This window comes from Pseudomonas sp. IT-196MI5 (assembly GCF_949767415.1).
Classification (GTDB): Bacteria; Pseudomonadota; Gammaproteobacteria; order Pseudomonadales; family Pseudomonadaceae; genus Aquipseudomonas.
On record NZ_CATKPZ010000009.1, the window covers coordinates 83267 to 105739 of the forward strand.

A 22473-nucleotide genomic window follows, 5' to 3' on the forward strand; every position below is an offset into this window, starting at 1 on the left:
AAGCAATGGAGTGGTTCATGGCCGATACGCGGCGTTGGTTCTGGCTCGGTGGGGTGGCCCTGCTGTGTGCGTTTGTCTGGTTGTTGCATCCGATCCTGACGCCGTTCCTGGTGGCGCTGCTGTTGGCCTACCTGTTCGACCCGCTGGTGGATCGGCTGGAGAAGGCAGGCCTGTCTCGAACCTGGGGTGTCGTGGCGGTGTTTACCCTGTTTACATTGATCTTCACCGCGCTGCTGTTGGTCTTGGTGCCGTTGCTCGCCAGGCAGTTGTTTCGTTTGTATGAGCTGGCCCCGCAGATGCTCGACTGGCTGCAGCACACGGCGTTGCCCTGGGTGCAATCGAAGTTCGGCCTGTCGGAAGGTTTCTGGAAGTTCGACAGGCTGAAGGCCGCCATCAGCGAGCATATGAGTCAGACCACTGATATTGTCGGTGTCGTGTTGAGCCATGCCACGGCCTCGGGGTTGGCGCTGATTGGCTGGTTGGCGAATCTGGTGCTGATCCCGGTGGTGAGCTTCTATCTGTTGCGCGATTGGGACTTGATGATGTCCAGGATCCGCAGCTTGCTGCCCCGTGATCGTGAAGCGCGCGCTGTATCCCTGGCGGGTGAATGCCACGAAGTGCTCGGAGCCTTCGTTCGCGGACAGTTGCTGGTGATGGTGGCCTTGGGTGTGATCTACGCCGCGGGCCTGATGCTGGTCGGGCTGGAACTGGGCTTGTTGATTGGCGTGATTGCCGGTCTGGCGGCGATCGTGCCGTACATGGGGTTTATCATCGGCATTGGCGCGGCGCTGCTTGCGGGGTTGTTCCAGTTCGGTGGTGATCTTTACCCGATGCTCGGTATTGTCGCGGTGTTCATGGTCGGCCAGGCGCTGGAGGGTATGGTGCTGACGCCGTTGCTGGTGGGTGACCGGATTGGCCTGCACCCGGTGGCGGTGATTTTCTCGATTCTGGCCGGTGGTGAGCTGTTTGGCTTTACCGGTGTGCTAATGGCATTGCCGGTCGCGGCGGTGATCATGGTGCTGGTGCGCCATGTGCGTGATTTGTATAAGGATTCTGAAATCTACGGGAGTATCGACGAGCCGGAGTAGTGAGGGGCGTCGATGGGTGATGGCGAGTTGACCGGGTTCATGCCGGGTCAGCCTGCTTGCATCGCGCGACTGTCACATGCACCGCCAAAGAAACTGTCATAAAACCGGTGCATTAACGCAAACCTTTGATTTTGCTTGTGGTCTGTCGCATTGTGCGGCCCGGCTCACGGGTATAAACTTCGCAAACTTTACACAGAGGCCACTAACGGTTCCTTTGGAACTGTTCAGTCAGGATGAAACCGATTCAGCTGCCCCTAGGTGTGCGTCTGCGTGACGACGCCACCTTTATCAATTACTACCCAGGCGCCAATGCCGCTGCACTCGGCTATGTCGAGCGGCTGTGCGAAGCCGACGCCGGCTGGACCGAGAGCCTGATATACCTTTGGGGCAAGGATGGGGTAGGGCGTACGCATCTGTTGCAGGCCGCCTGCCTGCGCTTCGAGCAATTGGGGGAACCTGCGGTCTATCTGCCGCTGGCCGAGCTGCTCGATCGCGGTATCGAAATTCTCGACAACCTTGAACAATACGAACTGGTCTGTCTCGATGACCTGCAGGCAGTTGCCGGCAAGGCGGACTGGGAAGAGGCGCTGTTCCATCTGTTCAATCGCTTGCGCGACAGCGGCCGACGCTTGCTGATTGCCGCGTCGACATCCCCCCGTGAGTTGCCGGTGAAACTGGCGGATCTCAAGTCGCGCCTGACCCTGGCCTTGATCTTCCAGATGCGCCCGCTTTCCGATGAGGACAAATTGCGCGCCCTGCAATTGCGCGCATCTCGTCGCGGACTACACCTGACCGACGAAGTCGGGCATTTCATTTTGACTCGCGGTACCCGCAGCATGAGTGCGCTGTTCGAGCTGCTCGAGCGTCTCGATCAGGCCTCGCTCCAGGCTCAGCGCAAGCTGACAATCCCGTTTTTGAAAGAAACCCTCGGCTGGTAACCCCGTTGAATCCGGGGCTTTTAGCCAGTTCGGCGTATTTCGGACAGCACAAACCCCCGCTTTGCTGCCCTGTTGCAGGCTGCGCGTATGTTTAAAATGGGCTTAAGCGCTTAGATGTAAACGGGAAACGGATAAGTCACAAAAAGATCGATTGAATTTGCAAATCAGGATGATAGCGGGCATAGTCTCGGCTTCTTTACAACTATCAGCCACGGTCGTGCCCATGCTAAACCGCTTCGCACCCCTCGTGCCTCTCGCACTCGTCACCCTGTTGTTCGGTTGCGCTGCCCACACTCCGGTGTCTCAGCAAGAGCAACAACAGCAGGTTAAAAACTCCGTTACTGCCCAGTCTTCCGCTCTCTTTCAGGAAGAGCTGGCTACCGAAAAAGAACTCGCAGACTTCGCTGGCGGCAAGTCCTACCAGCTTCCGGTTCTGGCCGACAGCATCCTCGAACGTGGCATGTCCCTGATCGGTACCCGTTACCGTTTCGGCGGTACTTCTGAAGCCGGCTTCGATTGCAGCGGTTTCATCGGTTACCTGTTTCGCGAAGAAGCGGGCATGAACCTGCCACGCTCCACCCGCGAAATGATCAACGTGGACGCTCCGCTGGTCTCGCGCAGCAAGCTTGAGCCGGGCGACCTGCTGTTCTTCGCAACCAATGGCCGTCGTGGCCGTGTCAGTCACGCCGGGATCTACCTGGGTGACAACCAGTTCATCCACTCCAGCAGCCGCCGCAGCGGTGGTGTGCGCATCGATAGCCTGGGCGACAGTTACTGGAACAAGACCTTCATCGAAGCCAAGCGCGCCCTGGCGATGGCACCTAGCGCGTCGCCAATCGTCACTGCACGTAAATAAGCGGACAGTTTGTAGGGCGAACTTAAAGTCTTACTTGAAGTTTGGCGTATACCCGCTAGAATCTTGATCTACAAATGATGGCAAACCGCCTGCGTCCAACGCAGGCGGTTTTCTTTTCTGCGCTCTCCGCAGAAAAAGCCGCAGCCAGATCAGGATGCTCTGCTTATGACGACGTCGGCCCGCCTCGCAATCATGTTCTTCGCAGCGCTGCTCAGTGCCTGCGCCAGCCGCACACCGCCACCAGTGCAGGTGGTTCGCGCGCCCATCGTATTCGGATCCTCACAAGCTTTTTCGCCCGAGGCGGAAGACGTGCTGTTTCGCGCGCTCGGCCTGGTGGGCACGCCTTATCGTTGGGGTGGTAATACGCCGGATTCCGGATTTGATTGCAGCGGCCTGATCGGTTATGTGTACCGCGATGTCGCCGGTATTTCCCTGCCGCGCACCACTCGCGAAATGATCTCCATGCAAGCGGCGAGTGTGGGCAAGGAAGGCCTGCAAACCGGTGACCTGATTTTCTTTGCCACCAATGGCGGTTCCCAGGTCAGTCATGCCGGCATCTACGTGGGAGAAGGGCGCTTCGTCCACGCACCGGCCACCGGCGGCACCGTGAAGCTCGACAGCTTGTCCAAGGCCTATTGGCAAAAAGCGTATCTGAGCGCCAAACGTGTTCTGCAGCCTGAACATCTGGCGCGCAACCCGTAACGTCCGGAGTTGCTGGTCATGACTGCTCGCACGCTTAATCTCGACGACGCCCTGTACCAATACCTGCTTGATGTCTCCCTGCGCGAAACGCCACTGCTCAAGCGCTTGCGCGATGAGACCCAGGCGCTGCCGATGGCACGTTGGCAGGTGGCGCCGGAGCAGGGGCAGTTTCTCGCTTTGCTGGTGAAACTGACGGGGGCCAGGCGCTTGCTCGAAGTCGGCACTTTCACCGGTTACAGCGCCCTGTGCATGGCGTCGGCATTACCGGCTGACGGCTCGCTGATTTGCTGTGATATCCCCGGCGACTATAACGCCATCGCACGACGGTACTGGCAGGAGGCGGGGCTCGCCGGACGGATTGACCTGCGCCTGGCCCCGGCGCTGGAAACCCTCGCCGAGCTTGAGCGACAAGGGCAGGGCGAGCAGTACGACCTGGTGTTCATCGATGCCGACAAGGCCAACTACCCGAGTTATCTGGAACACGCCCTGGGATTGCTGCGGGTTGGTGGGTTGGCGGTGTTCGATAACACCCTGTGGAGCGGGCGCGTGCTCGAGGCCAGTCCCGAGAGCGCGGACACCCGGGCGATCCAGGCGCTCAACCGGGCCTTGAAAGACGATGCGCGGGTGGATTTGTCGTTGTTGCCGTTGGGCGATGGTTTGACCCTGTGTCGAAAAAGGTAAGCACTGACTCCGATCCAATGTGGGAGCGAGCTTGCTCGCGAATGCGCAATGTCAGACGCCACATCTGTTGACTGATACACCGCCTTCGCGAGCAAGCCCGCTCCCACAGGGGAATAGGGTGGCAGTTGGAATTTATTTTACTGCCGACACCCGCCACACCTTGTTCCCCACATCATCGGCCACCAACAGGTCACCTTGCCGGTCGATCACCACGCCCACCGGGCGACCCATGGCTTGTTCCTTGTCGTTGAGGAAACCGGTAAGCACGTCAACCGGTTTTCCTGCGGGTTTGCCCGCACTGAAGGGCACGAAAATCACTTTGTAACCACTGTGGGGCTTGCGGTTCCACGAGCCGTGCTGACCGATGAATGCCCCTTGGGTGAAGGGCGCCGGCAGCTTGCTGTTTGCGGCGAAGGTCAGGCCCAGCGACGCCGTGTGCGGGCCGACGGCGTAGTCCGGGGCAATGGCCTTGGCCACCAGATCCGGGTTTTGTGGGTCGACGCGAACATCGACATGCTGGCCGTAGTAACTGTACGGCCAGCCATAAAAAGCGCCGTCTTTCACCGAGGTGATGTAGTCCGGTACCAGATCACTGCCGATTTCATCCCGCTCGTTGACCGCAGTCCACAGTGCACCACTGTGCGGCTCCCAGGCCATGCCGTTGGGGTTGCGCAGGCCGGAGGCGAAGATCCGGTGCTGGCCGGTGGCGCGATCCACTTCCCAGATCGCTGCGCGACCCGATTCCTTGTCCATGCCGTTTTCCGCGACGTTGCTGTTGGAGCCTACGGTGACGTAGAGCTTGCTGCCGTCCTTGCTGGCGATGACGTTTTTGGTCCAGTGGTGGTTCAACGGGCCGCCCGGCAGGTCAATCACCTTGATCGGTGGTGACTGGATCTGCGTTTCGCCACTTTCATAGTGAAAGCGCAGAAGGCGATCAGTATCGGCCACATACAGGTCATTGCCGACCAGCGTCATGCCGAAGGGCGAGTTGAGATTTTGCACAAACACCGTGCGGGTTTCCGCGACGCCATCGTGGTCCTTGTCGCGCAGCAAAGTGATGCGGTTCGCGCTGGGCACGCCGGCCCCGGCGCGCTCCATGACTTTCTTCGCGACCCAGCCGCGAATGCCTTTGCTGTCTTCGGGGTTGGGTGGTGCATTGGTCTCCGCCACCAGCACATCGCCATTGGGCAGCACATAAAGCCAGCGGGGGTGATCCAGGTCTTCGGCAAAGGCGGCCACTTGAGTGCCCGGGGCGGCGACAGGTTTTGCGCCCTGCGGCCAACCGATGGCCGGGGCGATGTTCACGGTCGGAACCAGGGTCTTGTCGGGTTCTGGTAGTTGAGGGGATGGGCCGGTGCCGTCGGAGACCTGCAGGCGGGAGGTCTCGCCACAAGCGGCGAGCCCTGTGCAGAGCGCGATAACGAGAGTGAGCGGGGGCATGCGCATGCTGGTCTTCCCTATGAATGCCTTGTTCCAATCATAGAGAAGCGTTGTCGTGCGATGGTTCAACGCCTCAGCCGCGAGCTTCCTTGAACAGCACCGCAATACCGGGGTGATAGTTGCCGGCTTCGTTGCGCAATTTGCGATAGGCGTATGGGAAATACCAGGCGACCGCGCAGGTGTGCTCCTTTTGCAGGTCGTCGACCATGTCCTGGAGTTCTTCCGGCGTGGCGCCTTGTTGGGCTTTTTGCGGGGCGACGAACAGGCAGCCGAGTTTCAGGTCGCTGGCGTGGCTCACGCGCTTCGCATCGCTGACGATGTCGAGCAGGGCCTGGCTCAGGTTGAGGCTGTTGACCCGTGGCCAGCGCTGGGTGGTCTGGATGTAAGCGCGGGTTTCGGGCGAGGCGAGGAACAGGTCGGCACGGCCGTTGCGCTCGCCTTCTTCGGTCTGTTTACGGGTTGGCGTCTGTTGCAGCGTGACCATCTCGGCCATCCAGGCGGCGGCAGACAGCAGTCCGAGATTGGCCTTTTCGTCGTGCCAGTACGGTGTGTCGCCATCGCCGCGGACGGCGTTGTAGCGGTCGATGCATTCGAACCAGCGCTCGAGCACCGGGCGCAGGAATTCCAGCTTTGGATTGCTGATGATCATGCCTTGCATGGGCTCACCCTTGTTGTTGTGTTGTGAGGTTGTGGCTCTTTGATATCACTGCTGAGAGCGTGGCACAAGATTGACGTCAGTTTATTGATCGACGGCAGTTATTCGGCAAGTGGCCTCCCGGCTTTAATTGACGCTCCACCCCCAACCCTCTAACCTTCGCGGCTTGTTTCAGGTGCTCTGTGACTTGGGTCGACAGAGTGAAACAGGGAAGCCGGTGAGTGAGTCCTTCTGTTGGTCGAAGGCCCGCAATTCCGGCGCTGCCCCCGCAACGGTAAATGAGTGAAAACTGTGTCTGATGCCACTGTGTCGATTCGATTCGATGCGGGAAGGCGCACAGTCTGGCCCCCAGGCCACTCATGAGCCCGGAGACCGGCCTGATTCATCCAGCGGCATCACGGTGGGCGATGCCAGGCTTAGTTGCCTTCTATTCTTGTGCCTGCCCGCCGTTATTCCTGCCTCAACGGAGAGCTCCCCCCATGACTGATACCCCCGATCGTGACGAACGCCACCTGGCGCGCATGCAGCGCAAAAAAGCCGTGATTGACGAGCGCATCGCCAATGCCCCGAACGAATGTGGCCTGCTGCTGGTGCTGACCGGTAACGGCAAGGGCAAGAGCAGTTCGGCCTTCGGCATGCTCGCCCGCGCCATGGGGCATGGCATGCAATGCGGCGTAGTGCAGTTCATCAAGGGCCGCAACAGCACCGGAGAAGAGCTGTTCTTCCGGCGCTTTCCCGAGCAGGTGCGCTTTCATGTGATGGGCGAAGGTTTTACCTGGGAAACCCAGGACCGCCAGCGTGACATCGCCGCCGCCGAAGCCGCCTGGGCGGTGTCGCAGCAACTGCTGCGCGATCCGTCCATCGGTCTGGTGGTGCTCGATGAGCTGAACATCGCCCTCAAGCACGGCTACCTCGATCTCGATCAGGTGCTCAGCGACTTGCAGGCCCGGCCGCCAATGCAACACGTGGTGGTCACCGGTCGTGCCGCCAAACCGGAAATGATCGAGATGGCTGACACCGTCACCGAAATGGGCGTGATCAAACACGCCTTTCAAGCCGGGATCAAAGCGCAGAAAGGCGTCGAATTGTGAGTCAGCCTCGGCACTGCCCGGCGGTACTGATTGCCGCGCCGGCTTCCGGCCAGGGCAAGACCACCGTCACCGCGGCGCTGGCCCGATTGCATCGCAATCAGGGGCGCAAGGTCCGTGTGTTCAAGTGCGGCCCGGATTTTCTCGATCCGATGATCCTCGAGCGCGCCAGCGGTGCGCCGGTGTATCAACTGGACATGTGGATGGTTGGTGAGCAAGAGAGTCGGCGGCTGCTGTGGGAAGCCGCCGCTGAAGCCGACCTGATCCTGATCGAAGGTGTCATGGGGCTGTTCGACGGTACGCCGTCGAGCGCCGATCTGGCGCGGCATTTCGGTGTGCCGGTGCTGGGGGTGATCGATGGCACCGCCATGGCCCAGACCTTTGGCGCCCTGGCCCTGGGGCTGGCGCGTTATCAGCCGGACTTGCCGTTTGCCGGCGTGCTGGCCAATCGCGTCGGCACGCTGCGCCACGCGCAACTGCTCGAAGGCAGCCTGACTGAAGGTTTGCGCTGGTACGGCGCGCTGTCCCGGGAAACCGGGATCGAACTGCCGAGCCGACACCTGGGGCTGGTGCAGGCCAGTGAGTTGAACGATCTCGACCTGCGCCTCGATGCGGCCGCCGATGCCCTGGCCAGCAGTTGTGAGGTCGCGCTGCCACCGGCGGTCGAGTTCGCCGCCCCTGATGTCATCTCGGACGAACCGCTGTTGGCCGGTGTGCGCATTGCCGTCGCCCGTGATGAAGCCTTTGCGTTCACCTACGGCGCGAGCCTGGATTTGCTGCGGGCGATGGGCGCCGAGTTGTCGTTCTTCTCGCCGATCCGCGACCGTGCATTGCCGGAGGCCGACAGCCTGTATCTGCCGGGTGGTTACCCGGAGCTGCACCATGTCGCGCTGGCGCAAAACACCGCGATGCTCGATGCAATTCGTGCCCACCACCGGGCAGGCAAACCGTTGCTCGCCGAGTGTGGCGGCATGCTGTATCTGCTCGATTCCCTGACCGATGTCGAGGGCACTCGCGCCGAACTGGTTGGCTTGCTGGCCGGTGATGCGGTCATGCAAAAGCGTCTGGCCGCGCTGGCGTTGCAAGCGGTGGAACTGCCGGAAGGCTCGTTGCGCGGGCACACCTATCACCATTCGCTGACCACCACAGAGCTGGCGCCGATAGCCCGTGGCTTGAGCCCGAATGGCGGGCGCGGGGCAGAGGCGGTCTACCGAGAGGGGCGAATGACCGCCTCTTACGTGCATTTTTATTTCCCGTCGAACCCTTCGGCGATTGCCGCGCTGTTTGCGCCGGACCTTGAGACCGTAATCGCGAGCAGGCTCGTTCCTACAGGGGAATGCGTTTCTTCAGGCAACACACCATCAACTGTGGGAGCGAGCCTGCTCGCGAAGAGGCCATGAGCGACAACGCATTCTCTGAAGCCGAACGCGCAGCGGTCTATCGTGCCATCGCCGAACGCCGCGACATGCGCCACTTCAGCGGCGGCACCGTCGAGCCCGAATTGCTGCGGCACCTGCTCGAGGCCGCACACCAGGCCCCAAGTGTCGGCCTGATGCAGCCCTGGCGCTTCATCCGCATCAGTGATCGCACTTTGCGTGGGCAAATCCAGGCCCTGGTGGAAGAGGAGCGTATCCGCACCGCCGAGGCCCTCGGCGAGCGCAGCGATGAGTTCATGAAGCTCAAAGTGGAAGGCATCAACGATTGCGCCGAGGTACTGGTCGCCGCACTGATGGAGGACCGCGAGCAGCATATCTTCGGCCGCCGCACGTTGCCGGAAATGGACATGGCCTCGCTGTCCTGTGCGATCCAGAACCTGTGGCTGGCATCCCGCGCCGAAGGGCTGGGCATGGGCTGGGTGTCGCTGTTCGAACCGCAAGCCCTGGCCGATTTGTTGAAATTGCCACCTGGAGCCAAGCCTCTGGCCGTGCTGTGCCTGGGGCCGGTGAAGGCGTTCTATCCGGCACCGATGCTGGTGCTCGAAGGCTGGGCGCAGGCGCGTCCGCTACATGAATTGCTGTATGAAAATTATTGGGGAGTAAGTCAATGAGTGTGGCGTTGTTGAGTGTCGCCGCGGTTGCGCTGGATGCGCTGCTGGGCGAGCCCAAACGCTGGCATCCGCTGGTGGCGTTCGGCCGTTTTGCCGACCGCATCGAGCAACGTTTCAACGGCGGCGGTCGCGGCTGGCGCAGTCATGGCGTCACCGCGTGGGTGATCGCCGTGTTGCCGCTGACGCTGTTGGTCACGGCTTTGTCCTGGGCACCTTATGTCGGCTGGATCATCGAGATTCTCGCGCTCTATTGCGCCCTCGGCATGCGCAGCCTCGGTGAGCACGTCACGCCTGTGGCCAAGGCATTGCGCGGCGATGATCTGGATGAAGCGCGCAAACGCGTGAGTTATCTGGTCAGCCGTAAAACCAGTGATCTGGATAAAACCGAAGTCGCCCGTGCCGCCACCGAGTCGGTACTGGAAAATGGCAGCGACGCAGTGTTCGCCGCATTGTTCTGGTTTGCTGTGGCGGGTGCGCCGGGTGTGGTGCTGTACCGCCTGAGCAATACGCTGGATGCGATGTGGGGTTATCGCAATGAGCGCTTCGAACGGTTCGGTTGGGCGGCGGCGAAGGTCGACGACGTGCTCAATTACATACCTGCGCGCCTGGTGGCACTGACTTACGCGCTGCTGGGCAAAACCCGGCTGGCGTTGAAATGCTGGCGCACCCAGGGCCCGACCTGGGACAGCCCGAACGCCGGCCCGGTGATGGCGGCAGGGGCGGGTGCCCTTGGTGTCGAGTTGGGCGGGGCGGCGATTTATCACGGCGAATTGCATCAGCGTCCGCAGTTGGGCGAAGGCGTACCGGCGGATGCCGACTCCATTGACCGGGGCTGGCAATTGGTCCAGCGCGGGGTATGGTTATGGCTGCTGATTCTCTGCCTGGGGGCCGAATTTTATGCTTGAGCACGGTGGGCGATTGCGCAAGGCGGCGCTCGAATACGGCATAGATGAAGCCGACTGGCTGGACCTGTCGACGGGCCTTGCGCCCTGGCCGTTCCCGGTGCCGGATATTCCGTTGCGGGCCTGGGCCCGTTTGCCGGAAGCGGACGATGGCCTGGAGCAGGCCGCCTGTGATTACTACGGCACCTTGCAGGCATTGCCTGTGGCCGGTTCGCAAATGGCAATCCAGCTGCTGCCGCGATTACGTCGGGCCGGCAAGGTCGGCGTGCTGTCGCCGTGTTATGCCGAGCACGCTGAAGCGTGGCGTCGTAACGGCTACATCGTGCGTGAAGTGCTGGAGCACGAAGTCGACTTCTTTATCGACAGTTTTGACGTGCTGGTGGTGGTCAATCCGAATAACCCCACGGGCCTGAACCTCACCCCCAGTCGCCTGCTCGACTGGCACACGCGGCTGGCCCAGCGCGGTGGCTGGCTGGTGGTGGACGAAGCGTTCATGGATAACACGCCGCATCTGAGCCTGGCGCCGTTTGCCCATCAAGTCGGATTGATCGTCTTGCGCTCCTTCGGCAAGTTTTTCGGCCTGGCCGGAGTGCGCCTGGGGTTTGTGCTAGCCGAGCGCAAGTTGCTCAAGTTACTGGCTGAACAAGTGGGACCGTGGGCCGTGAGCGGGGCAACCCGGGTAGTGGGCCAGGCCTGCCTGCGCGATACCGAGGGGCAAACGCGGCAACGAGTGCGCGCCGAAGAGGCCAGCGAGCGCCTTGCGTCGTTGTTGGCGCAACATGGCTTCGAGCCTCAGGGCGGCTGTGCGCTGTTCCAGTGGCTGATCACCGAGCGCGCCGAAGAGCTGCATGAATTCATGGCCCGGCGCGGCATTCTCCTGCGGTTGTTCACGCACAACAGCAGCCTGCGCTTCGGCTTGCCCGGTGACGAAATCGCCTGGGTACGACTGGCGCGGGCGTTCGAAGATTTCGCCAAGGAAAACCAATGACCACGCTGATGGTGCAGGGCACCACATCGGATGCCGGTAAAAGCACGCTGGTAACCGCGCTGTGCCGTTGGGTCACACGTCAGGGCATAAGGGTGGTGCCGTTCAAGCCGCAGAACATGGCACTCAACAGTGCGGTGACCGCTGACGGTGGCGAGATCGGCCGCGCCCAGGCGGTCCAGGCCCAGGCCGCGCACCTCGAACCGCACACCGACATGAACCCGGTGTTGCTCAAGCCCAACAGTGATACCGGCGCTCAGGTGATCATCCATGGCCGCGCCGTCACCACCATGAACGCCGTCGCCTATCACGACTACAAAACCATCGCCATGCAAGCGGTGCTGGCCTCCCACGAGCGCTTGAGCGCGGCGTATCCGCTGGTGATGGTCGAGGGTGCAGGCTCGCCGGCGGAAATCAATCTGCGGGCCGGCGATATTGCCAACATGGGCTTTGCCGAAGCGGTGGATTGCCCGGTGCTGCTGATCGCCGATATCAATCGCGGCGGGGTTTTCGCCCACTTGGTAGGCACCCTCGAACTGCTGTCGCCGAGCGAACAGGCGCGAATCAAAGGCTTCGTCATCAATCGTTTCCGTGGCGACATCGCGTTGCTGCAACCCGGTCTCGACTGGCTCGAAGAGCGCACCGGCAAACCGGTGATCGGCGTGCTGCCGTACGTGATGGATCTGCACCTGGAGGCCGAGGACGGCATCGATCAACGCCAGACCGACAAAGCCGAACAGGTGCTGAAAGTGCTGGTGCCGGTGCTGCCGCGCATCAGCAACCACACCGATTTCGATCCGCTGCGTCTGCATCCGCAAGTGGACCTGCAATTCATCGGCCCCGGCCAGGCGATTCCACCCGCCGACCTGATCATCCTTCCCGGCTCGAAAAGTGTGCGCAGCGACCTCGCTTACCTGCGGGCCAACGGCTGGGACACCGCCATCGCCCGGCATCTGCGTTACGGCGGGAAGCTGCTGGGGATCTGTGGCGGTCTGCAGATGCTCGGTGAGCAGGTGCATGATCCGCTGGGCCTCGAAGGTGCGCCGGGTTCCAGTGCCGGGTTGGGGCTGCTGGCGCTCCACACCCGGCTCGAACAAGAGAAACAGTTACGCAATGTGCGTGGTCGCCTGGCGCTGGAAGATGCGCCGGTATCAGGCTATGAAATTCATGCCGGCGTGACCACCGGACCGGCGCTGGAACATACCGCCGTGCATCTGGATGACGGCCGCTGTGATGGTGCGCAAAGTGTTGACGGGCAGATTTTCGGCACCTATTTGCACGGGTTGTTCGAGTCCCCGGCAGCGTGCAGTGCGCTGCTGCGCTGGGCCGGGTTGCAGGAGGTGCAGGCGGTGGATTACCACGCCTTGCGCGAGCGTGATATCGAACGGCTGGCGGATCTGGTGGAGAAGCATCTGGATACTTCTCTGCTTCGTCAGCTCTGTGGGTTCTGAGGTGGCTGTTGTGGCCCCATCGCGAGCAAGCTCGCTCCCACAGAGATTTGGGTTGATCATGAGATTTGAGTACACCTCGTAACCCTGTAGGAGCGGGCTTGTCCCGGGCGGCGTTCCGACGAAGGGGCCAGTCGCCTCCCCGAAGATTTTAAGGAATAAGCAATGCTCCAACTGATCCTCGGCGGCGCCCGCTCCGGCAAGAGTCGTCTGGCTGAAAAACTCGCCATCGACAGCGCGCTGGCCGTGACCTACATCGCCACCAGCCAGCCACTCGATGGAGAAATGAGCGAGCGGGTGGCCCATCATCGCGCCCGTCGTCCTGCCGAATGGGCATTGATCGAAGAACCGGTGGAACTGGCCCGGGTGCTGCGCGAATCCGCCCGTGCCGACGGTTGCCTGTTGGTGGATTGCCTGACCCTGTGGCTGACCAATCTGCTGATGCTCGACGATGCCGGGCGCTTGCAAGCCGAACGTGATGCCTTGCTGGGCTGCCTGGTGTCGCTGCCGGGTGAAATCATTTTTGTCAGCAACGAGACCGGAATGGGTGTCGTGCCGCTGGGCGAATTGACTCGCCGCTATGTCGATGAAGCCGGTTGGCTGCATCAAGCTCTGGCTGAGCGCTGTCAGCGTGTCGTCCTGACCGTCGCCGGCCTGCCCCTGACTCTGAAAGGAACTGCGTTATGACTCAATCCTGGTGGCTGAACCCGTGCAAGCCGGTCGATACCCAAGCGGTCGAACAGGCGCAGGCGCGGCAGCAGCAACTGACCAAGCCGGCCGGCTCCCTCGGTCAGCTGGAATCGGTGGCGGTGCAACTGGCGGGTTTGCAGGGGCGGGTCAAGCCGAGTCTGGAGCAGGTGTGGATCGCGATTTTTGCCGGCGACCATGGTGTGGTCGCTGAGGGTGTGTCGGCGTTTCCCCAGGAAGTGACCGGGCAGATGCTGCACAACTTCGTCAACGGCGGTGCGGCGATCAGCGTACTGGCGCGGCAGTTGGGCGCTTCCCTTGAGGTGGTGGACCTCGGCACGGTGACGCCGTCGCTGAACTTGCCGGGCGTGCGGCACCTGAATGTCGGCCCGGGTACGGCGAATTTTGTCCAGGGACCGGCCATGACCGAAGCCCAGGGGCAACTCGCCTTGCAGGCCGGCCGTGACAGCGTGCAGCGGGCAATGGCTACCGGTGCGCAGTTGTTTATCGGTGGCGAAATGGGCATCGGCAACACCAGCGCTGCCAGCGCCCTGGCGTTTGCGCTGCTCGATTGCCCGGTGGGCCATTTGACTGGGCCAGGCACCGGGCTCAATGCTGAAGGTGTCAGCCACAAGGCCCAAGTGATCGAACGCGCCTTGGCATTGCATGGTGCGCAGCGTGGCGATGCCTTGCAGACCCTGTTCAACCTCGGCGGTTTTGAGATCGCCGCGCTGGTCGGTGCCTATCTCGCCTGTGCCCAGGAGGGTGTCGCGGTGCTGGTGGACGGCTTCATTTGCAGCGTTGCGGCGCTGGTGGCGGTGCGCTTGAATCCTGAATGCCGTGAGTGGCTGTTGTTCGGTCACCGCGGCGCCGAGCCGGGGCATCGTCATGTGCTGGAAACCCTGAAGGCGCAGCCATTGCTCGAGCTTGGCCTGCGCCTGGGCGAAGGCAGTGGCGCGGCGTTGGCTGTGCCGCTGTTGCGTCTGGCTTGCGACCTGCACGGGCAGATGGCGACCTTCGCCGAAGCCGCCGTGGCAGATCGACCGGTATGACCTTGCGCGTGGATCTGTTGCGGCACGGTGAAACCGAACTCGGTGGTGGTCTGCGCGGCAGTATCGATGATGCGTTGACCGATTTGGGCTGGGCGCAGATGCGCGCTGCCGTGGCCGGGCAAGGGCCATGGGATCGGCTGGTCAGTTCACCCTTGCAGCGTTGTGCGCGGTTTGCCGAAGAGCTCGGTGTGCAATCGGGTGTGCCGATGCACCTGGATAAAGACCTGCAAGAGTTGCATTTCGGCGCCTGGGAAGGGCAGAGCGCGGCGGCGTTGATGGAAACCGATGCGCAGGCGCTGGGTTTGTTCTGGGCCGATCCGTATTCGTTCACGCCGCCTCAGGGTGAGCCGGTTGCAGACTTTTCGGCACGGGTGCTGGCAGCGCTGGAGCGATTGCACGCGACCTGTGCCGGTGAGCGCATTTTGCTGATCAGCCACGGTGGAGTGATGCGTCTGTTGCTGGCACAAGCCCGGGGGCTGCCGCGAGAGCAACTGCTCAACGTTGAGGTCGGGCATGGCGCACTGTTTTCGCTGACGCTGGAGTCTGCTGGCGTATTGAAGGAAGTGCTCTGACCATGCTGCCATTCTGGATCGCCCTGCAATTTCTCAGCAGCCTGCCGATTCGCCTGCACGGCATGCCTGAGCCCCGGGAACTGGGGCGGTCGCTGCTGTTTTATCCGCTGGTGGGATTACTCTTTGGCGCGATACTGTGGGCAGTCAACTGGCTGCTGCTGGGCACGCCGACATTGCTGCATGCGGCGTTACTGTTGAGCGTGTGGGTACTGCTCAGCGGTGGGTTGCACCTGGATGGCCTGGCGGACAGCGCCGATGCCTGGCTCGGCGGTTTTGGCGACCGTGAGCGTACGCTGACCATCATGAAAGACCCGCGCAGCGGGCCGATCGCGGTGGTGACGCTGGTGCTGGTGCTGTTGCTCAAGTTCACCGCGCTGCTGGCGCTGATCGGGCAACCGCATTCGCTGGCATTGATCATCGTGCCGTTGATCGGTCGCAGCGCATTGCTCGGCTTGTTCCTGACCACGCCCTATGTGCGTGCCGGTGGCCTGGGCCAGGCATTGGCCGATCATCTTCCGCGTTCGGCGGGCAGGCAGGTGTTGGCGGTCAGTGCATTGGCCTGTGTGTTGATCGCCGGTTTGAGTGGTGTGGTGGCGGTGGTGTTGGCGGCGCTGGGGTTTGTCTGGCTGCGTCAGGTGATGTTGCGGCGGCTCGGTGGAACGACGGGCGATACGGCAGGGGCGATGCTGGAGTTGCTGGAAGTTGCAGTGCTGGTAGGCTTGGCGCTGGTCTGATCGGGTTGTGTTGAATATTCCGGCCTCTTCGCGAGCAGGCTCGCTCCCACAGGGTTTCAGTTTTGTTGACACAATGGTGGGCACACCGAAAATCTCTGTGGGAGCGAGCCTGCTCGCGAAACGATTTTCGGGACACCACCTGAACACTGAACAAACCCCATGCCACTTGATTTAACCGACTCGCGGGTATATACACGCACCATGCTCGATTCCCAATGTTTATGCATCAACCTGCGTCGCGCCGCCCGCGGCGTCAGCAGGCATTACGACGGCGCTCTCGACGGCTTCGGGATCAACGTTGCGCAGTATTCTTTGCTGTGCAATCTGCAACGCCTGGATCAACCGAGCATCTCGACCCTGGCCGAGGCCATGGGCCTGGATCGCAGTACCTTGGGGCGCAACTTGCGGGTGCTGGAGGGTGATGGCCTGGTGACGCTGGTCGAGGGCGAGGACATGCGTAACCGCATCGTCCTGCTGACCGAGGCCGGGGCAGAGCGTCTGAAGGCTGCCTTGCCGGCCTGGGAAGCCGCTCAGCAACGTTTGATCGATCGCTTGGGCCCCGAGAAGCGCGAAACTTTACTCAAGCTGCTGGACGAACTGGCGTGATGCCGGTTTTTTCGATCATAAGCGGGTATATACCCGCAACCGGAGAACAACAATGACATCGATGTGGCGTACATGTGGTTGGGTTTTGTTGGGGAGTGCGCTGATCCTTGCGTTGTCTCTGGGGGTTCGACATGGCTTCGGGCTGTTTCTGGCACCCATGAGCGCCGAGTTCGGCTGGGGCCGTGAAGTCTTTGCCTTCGCCATCGCCTTGCAGAACCTGATCTGGGGCCTCGCTCAGCCATTCACCGGCGCGCTGGCCGACCGCTTCGGCGCGGCGAAAGTGGTGCTGATCGGTGGCGTCCTGTACGCAGCCGGGTTGATTTGCATGGGGCTCTCCGACTCGGCGGTGACCCTGTCCCTGAGTGCCGGCCTGCTGATCGGCATCGGACTGTCCGGTACGTCGTTCTCGGTGATTCTGGGTGTGGTCGGCCGCGCGGTGCCGCCGGAAAAACGCAGCATGGGCATGGGGATCGCCAGTGCTGCCGGTTCGTTCGGCCAGTTCGCGATGTTGCCCGGCACCCTCGGTTTGATCGGATGGCTTGGCTGGTCCGCGGCGCTGCTGGTGCTGGGCTTGCTGGTGGCGTTGATCGTGCCGCTGGTGAGTATGCTCAAGGACAAGCCGCTGCCCGTCCTGGGCCACGAACAGACCCTTGGCGAAGCACTGCGCGAAGCCTGCTCCCACTCCGGATTCTGGCTGCTGGCGTTCGGCTTTTTTGTGTGCGGGTTCCAGGTGGTGTTCATCGGTGTGCACTTGCCGGCCTATCTGGTGGATCAGCATCTTCCGGCGACGGTCGGCACCACGGTGCTGGCGCTGATCGGCCTGTTCAACATTTTCGGCACCTATACCGCAGGATGGCTTGGCGGGCGCATGTCCAAGCCGCGTTTGCTCACCGGTTTGTATTTGCTGCGGGCGGTGGTCATTGCGTTGTTCCTGTGGGCGCCGGTGACCACCACCACGGCCTATTTGTTCGGCATGGCCATGGGCTTTTTGTGGCTGTCGACAGTGCCGTTGACCAACGGTACGGTGGCGACCTTGTTTGGTGTGCGAAACCTGTCCATGCTCGGCGGGATTGTTTTCCTGTTTCACCAGCTCGGTTCGTTCCTGGGCGGCTGGCTGGGTGGCGTGGTGTATGACCGTACCGGCAGCTATGACTTGATCTGGCAGGTCGCGATTCTCCTGAGCCTGTTGGCCGCCGCCCTGAACTGGCCGGTGCGTGAACGGCCGGTAGTGCGCCTGCAAACACAAATGAGTGCAACATGAGCAGTCTCTGGCCTCGTATCACGGTTTTCGCTGTCTGTGCCTTGCTGCTTGCCCTGACGTGGTGGGGCTGGCATCAGGGCGGGCTGGCGCTTTTGCAGTTGGGCATGGGGACTTGCTAGCGTGCGGCGAGGGCGAGTAACGTCGCTTTTGACGAGTTTTCAAGGATGCACCGACATGCTGATGCGCGCGATTGCAGTCCCCACGTTGCTGGTGACGTTTACCGGGCTGGCCTACGCGGAGTGCCCGGAGCTGTTGCAAGGATCACTGCAACAGCTGCGCGCCAAGGAATCCATCGACCTGTGCCAACGGTATGAAGGTAAGCCGCTGGTGGTGGTCAATACGGCGAGCTTCTGCGGTTTCGCCCCGCAGTTCAAAAGCCTTGAGGCGCTGAATCAGCGTTACAAAGGGCGGGGGCTGGAAGTGCTGGGTGTTCCATCCAATGACTTCAAGCAGGAGTCATTGGACGGTGCCGAAACCGCCAAGGTTTGTTACGTCAACTATGGCGTGACTTTCACTATGACCGAGCCGCAGTCGGTACGTGGCGCCGACGCAACCCATCTGTTCAAGGTACTGGCCGAACAGAGCAGTGCGCCAAAATGGAATTTCTACAAATACGTGGTCGATCGCAAGGGTAAGGTGATTGCCAACTTTTCCAGTCTGACCAAGCCCGATGATCCCGAGTTCATTGCAGCGGTGGAGCAAGCTCTGGCTTCGCAACCGCTCGTTTCGCCCCCCTGACCTGTAGGAGCGAGCTTGCTCGCGAAAACTTCAAGGCGTCTCGTACATCCTGAAAGCACGCGTCATCGTTCGCGTCCATCGCGAGCAGGCTCGCTCCTACAAAAAAGCCCCGCCTCCGTGAAGAGAGCGGGGCTTTTTTGATTCCGATGGCGAGCGGTTCAGGCTCGCCGGGAATCATCAGAAGCGGTAGGTCGCACCGACACCGAAACCGTTGGCGCTGTTTTCGTACTTGGCGCTGTAACTGTCTACCAGGTTGGAGCGATCCACCTTGACAGCTTCTTCCTTCAGGTAGGAGTAGGCGACGTCGATGGTCAGATCATCGGTGACGTTGTAGCCGGCGCCAAGGCTGAAGATTGTGCGGTCACCTGTAGGAATACGTGGGGATCGGTCGGTATTGTTGGTAGGCGACTGGTCAAAGCTCAGGCCGGTGCGCAATACCCACTGCTTATTCAGCTGGTAGGAGGTACCGATGGCGTAGGCCCAGGTATCGTGCCAGTTCTGCTCTTCCGTAATGGTGCCGAACAGGGCCGGGGACAATGCACCGCCTTGTGCCGCCGTTACGCCGTCGTTGTTGACGGTGATGTCTTTCAAACGGCTCCAGCGAGTCCAGGTGGAACCTGCATAAAGGGTCCACGCATCCGTCAGCTGTTGTGTCACGGAGAAGTCGACAGATTCAGGTGTTTCGATTTTCAGCGAAGCATCGTATCGATTGCTTTTCAGGAGGGCGGAAGGTGAATTTGCGCCTGCGCTGATATCGGTATGACCTTCAATCTTGTAGTTCACTTTCGAGTGATAGGTCAGGCCGACACGAGTGGTGTCTGTTGCTTGTACCAGGACCCCGAAGTTGTAGCCAAGAGCGACATCATCCCCTTTGATTTTGACGTGGGTATCGCCAAAAAGAGGTACATCCGACTCCAGAGTGCCGCCAATGCGGTTGATGGTCGGGCCGAAACCAATCGATACTTTGTCGTTAAAGGCGTAGCTGACGGTAGGCTGGAAGGTGACAACCTTGACTTCACTCTTGCTGCCGAAACCGGCACCCTGGAAGCCATTTTCATAGTCGGTAATCAGACCAAAAGGTGCGTAGACACCGAGGCCGAATGCCCAGTGATCATCAATCGGCTTGACGTAATAGCCCATCGGAACGGCTGTGAATGGCACCATGTCGCCTTTGTTGGTACCCGGGTGGGCGCCTTGGGCGTCTTTGATATCAGACGAGGCATCGATAGCTGCGATCCCGCCAGTGACTTCCTGGCGCTTGATTCGCGACATGCCGGCAGGGTTGCCAAAAACAGTGCTTGCATCATCGGCAGATGAAGAGCGTCCCGCAAAACCAGTCCCCATTCCACTGATGCTCTGTTCGTTGAGGGCAAAGCCACTCGCGAAGATCTGGGTGGATGCCAAGGCAACGGCGAGGCTAAGGGTGGTTTTGAGCATTACTTTTTTCATTATTAGAACTCCTGATGATCACCGGGGCGAAAATTACCAACATTTTCGTCCCGGCGCCATAGGCTGTATCGCTTGATTTAGAGCGGTTTTGTAGGACAATCCGACCAAAATCGCGACGTGTTGCGCGATCTTTGGATCCAGAGGGATCAGCAGGCGACCTGATTCAGTGGTGAAACACAGGTTTGCCAGGCGCTGGTGAAATCACGCAGACGTCCCTGGGGCTGAAAGGTCTGGCGCCAGATTCTGGCCATGCCCAACAAATCATCAGGGGCGGGGAGGGGGGTGTTCTGTTCTTCCACCAGCAGCCAGGCGATGGCGGTGGCGTAACGCAGGTTGACGGTCAATTCGAGGTGCGGGCCACTGAGAAACGCATGCTGGCTGGCCAAGCCGCGGACCAGGCTTGCACGCTCCGGATCAAGGGCCAGGTAATGGTCCCAAAGGGCTTGGTGGCGGGGCTCGGCAATGCGGTACAGGCCGTGCCCGCGGCGGTCATGCAGGGCGGAACCAAGAGCGGACTGGCTGGCGGCAATGCCCAGCAGCAGGGATTCGGCAGTAGCGCTATGGCGTCCGAGGTAGATCAATGTCGGACGAATCACATAACGGCACAGTTCGCTGGCAGCGATACCCATAAAACCCTCGAGACCTGAATTGGACGGCGATACCTGAAGGGGGGGCTTGGCAGCAGTGAATCGACTCAGGCTCGCCGCAAGCGGGTCAAGCCGCTTGAGTTGAAGTGTAGTGTCATATTCGCGCTGTAAAGGCCTGTTTTTAAAATATTTCCAATGACCAGTTATAACCGTTATATCGGATCGTGCTTAGTCGTTGCGCGGGGGATGGGAAACATCGGGCAATAAAAAGCCCCGCTTTTCAGCAGGGCTTTTGAGGTTTTCAGCCTTTCTGGCGTCTCAGGCAACCAGTGCCTGGCGAGTACGCTCAATCACAGCCTGCAGCGGTTCTGCGCTGGAGTATTGATCCGGGTACAGGCGTTCGCTGTGACGAGCGATGCCGTGTTCGTTGACCAGAGTGAAGCTGAAGCAGCCTTTGCGAGCGGCCATGATCAGGCAGTTCATTGGAGCAAAAGCGTTGGTTAGGGTGCGGATGGCATCCTGAGTGTGGATTTGAGTGGACATAATTGGTGTTCCTACAAGCGACACGGATAAGAACCGTGCAAAGTTTAAACGTTCCAGTGACGACGACCACCATTGGTCGAACGAAGAACCCGACTGGAACAAAGCAGCCAGTTTGAAGCGCTGACAAGTTGGCGCGCTTGGGCTGGCAGGTAGGTACTTAGGAGGGCAGGCAACACATCAAGGGCAAAGGTTCTGGGCCCGGGGTGAAGATCCTGATCAATTTGCAGGTTGGTTAGAGCAGAGTAAGCAGGCGGAGCAACACCCTTTGCTTTCGATTCAAAGGTTGTGTCGGCGCAAGATTTACCTGGAAACCATCGAGGTGGTCGATCCCGCTTGCTCGGTGGAGGCTTCCGTTGGGAAGGCTGACCCGGGGGATTTGTTCGACCAGAATTGACTTTCAGCTTGGTACTAACGCCGCGGATACTAACGGATTGAACCGGCCAAGGGAAGTGTGTTAGCAAAAAAATTCCCAAAAGATGCCCGATCGGGCTGTTTTACCTTGTAGCCCAGCGCATGAGGCTGCGGTGCCTGCGATTGCTGCGCCCTGTAGCACAACAGAATCCGACCATCGGGCATCGACGTTGGCAGAAACGCAGCCGTCTAAACACCGGGTTTGCCAAGGCTTATCCCCAGGCATGACCAAAAAACGCGCCGAAAAAGTGCATCGATATAACCGTCGCGAAGGCACTTGTGCACATTAGTCGCGCACTCTGTCACCCTGCTGTCATCTCACGTTCAAGCGCAGTAGCTGCCTGTATCTAAAATTTAAGTCAATGAAAAACATCGCTTTTTTTTACTGGTGAAAAAATCGTCAGTTTGACTGCGAGCCCCATTCCACAGGGCTTTGAGCGGGTTCAAGAGCGGTTGTCCACTGAGTTATCCACAGCTTCTGTGGATTGTCCCGAGCGCTTGCTCTAGGACGGGCGTGCCGGGATATTTTCAGCTTTACCTGTAAGAAAAAGAGCGTAAAGTTGCGCGCCTTCCGATCTGCCCTACAGTGCTTTATGAAGTTTCGCTCAGCCTCCGTTTCCTCTTCCCCTACAGAACCTTCTGTTGCCCCTACCAAGCGCTTTTCCATGCGCGTGGCAGAGTGGCTGTTGGACAGTCCGCACCTGGGCGAAAACCGTAACGTCAAACACATCGCCGGACGTCTTCTCAAACAACCGGCCCGTGAAGGCGTGGTGGCTGCGCAAAGTCGCCTTGGCCAGTTGATGTGCCGCGAATGCGGGAATGCCCGGGACCGCCGGATCGGCCAGGACCTGTTGCGTCAGGCCGCTCGGGCAGGCGATCGCCGCGCTCAACAGGAACTGGGGCTGATCGAAGACTGAGCTGTCCAAGACTGAGCTGTCCAAGACGTAGCACCTTGGTTAACCTTCAGGCTTTATCCGAATGGCAGGAGTGGCTATGGCAATGG

General features: G+C 60.5%; 25 protein-coding genes and 1 riboswitch. Of the genes, 20 read left to right on the plus strand and 5 right to left on the minus strand.

The features are described 5' to 3' along the window. Positions 1–17: 17 nt before the first annotated feature. From ACM6IK_RS06620 to ACM6IK_RS06640, 5 genes are all read left to right on the plus strand, one after another. The gene (locus ACM6IK_RS06620) at positions 18–1088 is read left to right on the plus strand and encodes an AI-2E family transporter (protein WP_414873652.1); all 1071 of its coding nucleotides are present in this window, start codon (positions 18–20) and stop codon (positions 1086–1088) included. Positions 1089–1321: 233 nt separating this feature from the next. Next, positions 1322–2026, plus strand: a complete 705-nt coding sequence (gene hda, locus ACM6IK_RS06625; protein WP_007898944.1) for a DnaA regulatory inactivator Hda — start codon at positions 1322–1324, stop codon at positions 2024–2026. 223 nt (positions 2027–2249) lie between these two features. After that, positions 2250–2882, plus strand: a complete 633-nt coding sequence (locus ACM6IK_RS06630) for a C40 family peptidase (protein ID WP_414873653.1) — start codon at positions 2250–2252, stop codon at positions 2880–2882. A gap of 165 nt (positions 2883–3047) precedes the next feature. Further along, positions 3048–3584, plus strand: coding sequence for a C40 family peptidase (locus tag ACM6IK_RS06635; RefSeq protein WP_414873654.1), 537 nt, complete (start codon positions 3048–3050; stop codon positions 3582–3584). Between the two features lie 18 nt (positions 3585–3602). Further along, entirely contained in the window at positions 3603–4265 is a 663-nt protein-coding gene (locus tag ACM6IK_RS06640; RefSeq protein WP_414873655.1) for an O-methyltransferase, read from the plus strand. Between the two features lie 132 nt (positions 4266–4397). Here ACM6IK_RS06640 and ACM6IK_RS06645 read toward each other — a convergent pair whose 3' ends face one another. After that, complete coding sequence (locus ACM6IK_RS06645; protein WP_414873656.1) at positions 4398–5711, minus strand: PQQ-dependent sugar dehydrogenase; 1314 nt, start codon at positions 5709–5711, stop codon at positions 4398–4400. Positions 5712–5778: 67 nt separating this feature from the next. Continuing rightward, a complete protein-coding gene (locus ACM6IK_RS06650; RefSeq protein WP_414873657.1) occupies positions 5779–6363 on the minus strand; it encodes a hypothetical protein in 585 nt (194 codons plus the stop codon). A 153-nt stretch (positions 6364–6516) separates the two neighbouring features. Further along, a riboswitch (cobalamin riboswitch) is annotated at positions 6517–6756 on the plus strand. An 83-nt stretch (positions 6757–6839) separates the two neighbouring features. Here ACM6IK_RS06650 and cobO point away from each other — a divergent pair. The 14 genes from cobO (at position 6840) to ACM6IK_RS06720 (ending at position 18480) form a co-directional block, all read left to right on the plus strand. Further along, on the plus strand, positions 6840–7451 hold the full coding sequence (gene cobO / locus ACM6IK_RS06655) for a cob(I)yrinic acid a,c-diamide adenosyltransferase (RefSeq protein ID WP_108219032.1): 612 nt from the start codon (positions 6840–6842) through the stop codon (positions 7449–7451). Further along, positions 7448–8848 carry a cobyrinate a,c-diamide synthase gene (locus ACM6IK_RS06660; RefSeq protein WP_414873658.1) on the plus strand — a complete coding sequence of 467 codons (1401 nt, stop codon included), beginning with the start codon at positions 7448–7450 and terminating at the stop codon, positions 8846–8848. Before cobO ends, ACM6IK_RS06660 begins: the two co-directional genes overlap by 4 nt. Continuing rightward, entirely contained in the window at positions 8845–9495 is a 651-nt protein-coding gene (gene bluB / locus ACM6IK_RS06665) for a 5,6-dimethylbenzimidazole synthase (RefSeq protein ID WP_414873659.1), read from the plus strand. Before ACM6IK_RS06660 ends, bluB begins: the two co-directional genes overlap by 4 nt. Then, on the plus strand, positions 9492–10400 hold the full coding sequence (gene cbiB, locus ACM6IK_RS06670) for an adenosylcobinamide-phosphate synthase CbiB (RefSeq protein WP_414873660.1): 909 nt from the start codon (positions 9492–9494) through the stop codon (positions 10398–10400). The genes bluB and cbiB overlap by 4 nt, the downstream gene beginning before the upstream one ends. Further along, positions 10393–11385, plus strand: coding sequence for a threonine-phosphate decarboxylase CobD (gene cobD, locus ACM6IK_RS06675; protein ID WP_414873661.1), 993 nt, complete (start codon positions 10393–10395; stop codon positions 11383–11385). The genes cbiB and cobD overlap by 8 nt, the downstream gene beginning before the upstream one ends. Then, on the plus strand, positions 11382–12833 hold the full coding sequence (locus tag ACM6IK_RS06680; RefSeq protein ID WP_414873662.1) for a cobyric acid synthase: 1452 nt from the start codon (positions 11382–11384) through the stop codon (positions 12831–12833). The genes cobD and ACM6IK_RS06680 overlap by 4 nt, the downstream gene beginning before the upstream one ends. Before the next feature lie 162 nt (positions 12834–12995). Then, positions 12996–13517 carry a bifunctional adenosylcobinamide kinase/adenosylcobinamide-phosphate guanylyltransferase gene (gene cobU, locus ACM6IK_RS06685; RefSeq protein WP_414873663.1) on the plus strand — a complete coding sequence of 174 codons (522 nt, stop codon included), beginning with the start codon at positions 12996–12998 and terminating at the stop codon, positions 13515–13517. Then, positions 13514–14569, plus strand: coding sequence for a nicotinate-nucleotide--dimethylbenzimidazole phosphoribosyltransferase (gene cobT, locus ACM6IK_RS06690; RefSeq protein ID WP_414873664.1), 1056 nt, complete (start codon positions 13514–13516; stop codon positions 14567–14569). Before cobU ends, cobT begins: the two co-directional genes overlap by 4 nt. Beyond that, a complete protein-coding gene (gene cobC, locus ACM6IK_RS06695; RefSeq protein ID WP_414873665.1) occupies positions 14566–15141 on the plus strand; it encodes an alpha-ribazole phosphatase family protein in 576 nt (191 codons plus the stop codon). Before cobT ends, cobC begins: the two co-directional genes overlap by 4 nt. A gap of 2 nt (positions 15142–15143) precedes the next feature. Beyond that, complete coding sequence (locus ACM6IK_RS06700; protein ID WP_414873666.1) at positions 15144–15875, plus strand: adenosylcobinamide-GDP ribazoletransferase; 732 nt, start codon at positions 15144–15146, stop codon at positions 15873–15875. A gap of 201 nt (positions 15876–16076) precedes the next feature. After that, the gene (locus tag ACM6IK_RS06705; RefSeq protein ID WP_108219022.1) at positions 16077–16481 is read left to right on the plus strand and encodes a MarR family winged helix-turn-helix transcriptional regulator; all 405 of its coding nucleotides are present in this window, start codon (positions 16077–16079) and stop codon (positions 16479–16481) included. A 52-nt stretch (positions 16482–16533) separates the two neighbouring features. Then, the gene (locus tag ACM6IK_RS06710) at positions 16534–17742 is read left to right on the plus strand and encodes an MFS transporter (RefSeq protein WP_108219021.1); all 1209 of its coding nucleotides are present in this window, start codon (positions 16534–16536) and stop codon (positions 17740–17742) included. Then, positions 17739–17861, plus strand: a complete 123-nt coding sequence (locus ACM6IK_RS06715) for a hypothetical protein (RefSeq protein WP_414873667.1) — start codon at positions 17739–17741, stop codon at positions 17859–17861. Before ACM6IK_RS06710 ends, ACM6IK_RS06715 begins: the two co-directional genes overlap by 4 nt. A 55-nt stretch (positions 17862–17916) precedes the next feature. After that, positions 17917–18480: a glutathione peroxidase gene (locus tag ACM6IK_RS06720; protein WP_414873668.1), complete on the plus strand. Its 564-nt coding sequence runs from the start codon at positions 17917–17919 to the stop codon at positions 18478–18480. A 177-nt stretch (positions 18481–18657) separates the two neighbouring features. On the opposite strand, the gene ACM6IK_RS06725 is transcribed toward ACM6IK_RS06720, so the two are convergent. The 3 genes from ACM6IK_RS06725 to ACM6IK_RS06735 all read right to left on the minus strand — a co-directional run bounded on the left by ACM6IK_RS06725 (position 18658) and on the right by ACM6IK_RS06735 (position 21059). Next, the gene (locus tag ACM6IK_RS06725; protein WP_414873669.1) at positions 18658–19929 is read right to left on the minus strand and encodes an OmpP1/FadL family transporter; all 1272 of its coding nucleotides are present in this window, start codon (positions 19927–19929) and stop codon (positions 18658–18660) included. A 146-nt stretch (positions 19930–20075) separates the two neighbouring features. Next, complete coding sequence (locus ACM6IK_RS06730; RefSeq protein WP_008051047.1) at positions 20076–20558, minus strand: hypothetical protein; 483 nt, start codon at positions 20556–20558, stop codon at positions 20076–20078. Positions 20559–20834: 276 nt separating this feature from the next. Then, positions 20835–21059, minus strand: coding sequence for a hypothetical protein (locus ACM6IK_RS06735; RefSeq protein ID WP_007898912.1), 225 nt, complete (start codon positions 21057–21059; stop codon positions 20835–20837). A gap of 1004 nt (positions 21060–22063) precedes the next feature. Between ACM6IK_RS06735 and ACM6IK_RS06740 the strand changes: the two genes are divergently transcribed. Beyond that, positions 22064–22387 carry a sel1 repeat family protein gene (locus ACM6IK_RS06740; RefSeq protein ID WP_414873670.1) on the plus strand — a complete coding sequence of 108 codons (324 nt, stop codon included), beginning with the start codon at positions 22064–22066 and terminating at the stop codon, positions 22385–22387. The last annotated feature ends 86 nt before the right edge of the window (positions 22388–22473 follow it).

Excerpts from the sequence above, each read along its gene's own strand:
- ACM6IK_RS06650 (WP_414873657.1), bottom strand. The coding sequence starts at position 6,363 with ATGCAAGGCATGATCATCAGCAATCCAAAGCTGGAATTCCTGCGCCCG.
- ACM6IK_RS06740 (WP_414873670.1), top strand. The coding sequence starts at position 22,064 with ATGAAGTTTCGCTCAGCCTCCGTTTCCTCTTCCCCTACAGAACCTTCT.
- ACM6IK_RS06725 (WP_414873669.1), bottom strand. The coding sequence starts at position 19,929 with ATGAAAAAAGTAATGCTCAAAACCACCCTTAGCCTCGCCGTTGCCTTG.
- hda (WP_007898944.1), top strand. The coding sequence starts at position 1,322 with ATGAAACCGATTCAGCTGCCCCTAGGTGTGCGTCTGCGTGACGACGCC.
- ACM6IK_RS06730 (WP_008051047.1), bottom strand. The coding sequence starts at position 20,558 with ATGGGTATCGCTGCCAGCGAACTGTGCCGTTATGTGATTCGTCCGACA.
- ACM6IK_RS06680 (WP_414873662.1), top strand. The coding sequence starts at position 11,382 with ATGACCACGCTGATGGTGCAGGGCACCACATCGGATGCCGGTAAAAGC.
- cobO (WP_108219032.1), top strand. The coding sequence starts at position 6,840 with ATGACTGATACCCCCGATCGTGACGAACGCCACCTGGCGCGCATGCAG.
- ACM6IK_RS06620 (WP_414873652.1), top strand. The coding sequence starts at position 18 with ATGGCCGATACGCGGCGTTGGTTCTGGCTCGGTGGGGTGGCCCTGCTG.
- cobT (WP_414873664.1), top strand. The coding sequence starts at position 13,514 with ATGACTCAATCCTGGTGGCTGAACCCGTGCAAGCCGGTCGATACCCAA.
- cobD (WP_414873661.1), top strand. The coding sequence starts at position 10,393 with ATGCTTGAGCACGGTGGGCGATTGCGCAAGGCGGCGCTCGAATACGGC.
- ACM6IK_RS06720 (WP_414873668.1), top strand. The coding sequence starts at position 17,917 with ATGCTGATGCGCGCGATTGCAGTCCCCACGTTGCTGGTGACGTTTACC.
- ACM6IK_RS06635 (WP_414873654.1), top strand. The coding sequence starts at position 3,048 with ATGACGACGTCGGCCCGCCTCGCAATCATGTTCTTCGCAGCGCTGCTC.
- ACM6IK_RS06715 (WP_414873667.1), top strand. The coding sequence starts at position 17,739 with ATGAGCAGTCTCTGGCCTCGTATCACGGTTTTCGCTGTCTGTGCCTTG.
- ACM6IK_RS06700 (WP_414873666.1), top strand. The coding sequence starts at position 15,144 with ATGCTGCCATTCTGGATCGCCCTGCAATTTCTCAGCAGCCTGCCGATT.
- cbiB (WP_414873660.1), top strand. The coding sequence starts at position 9,492 with ATGAGTGTGGCGTTGTTGAGTGTCGCCGCGGTTGCGCTGGATGCGCTG.
- bluB (WP_414873659.1), top strand. The coding sequence starts at position 8,845 with ATGAGCGACAACGCATTCTCTGAAGCCGAACGCGCAGCGGTCTATCGT.
- ACM6IK_RS06645 (WP_414873656.1), bottom strand. The coding sequence starts at position 5,711 with ATGCGCATGCCCCCGCTCACTCTCGTTATCGCGCTCTGCACAGGGCTC.
- cobU (WP_414873663.1), top strand. The coding sequence starts at position 12,996 with ATGCTCCAACTGATCCTCGGCGGCGCCCGCTCCGGCAAGAGTCGTCTG.
- ACM6IK_RS06640 (WP_414873655.1), top strand. The coding sequence starts at position 3,603 with ATGACTGCTCGCACGCTTAATCTCGACGACGCCCTGTACCAATACCTG.
- ACM6IK_RS06630 (WP_414873653.1), top strand. The coding sequence starts at position 2,250 with ATGCTAAACCGCTTCGCACCCCTCGTGCCTCTCGCACTCGTCACCCTG.
- cobC (WP_414873665.1), top strand. The coding sequence starts at position 14,566 with ATGACCTTGCGCGTGGATCTGTTGCGGCACGGTGAAACCGAACTCGGT.
- ACM6IK_RS06710 (WP_108219021.1), top strand. The coding sequence starts at position 16,534 with ATGACATCGATGTGGCGTACATGTGGTTGGGTTTTGTTGGGGAGTGCG.
- ACM6IK_RS06735 (WP_007898912.1), bottom strand. The coding sequence starts at position 21,059 with ATGTCCACTCAAATCCACACTCAGGATGCCATCCGCACCCTAACCAAC.
- ACM6IK_RS06705 (WP_108219022.1), top strand. The coding sequence starts at position 16,077 with ATGCTCGATTCCCAATGTTTATGCATCAACCTGCGTCGCGCCGCCCGC.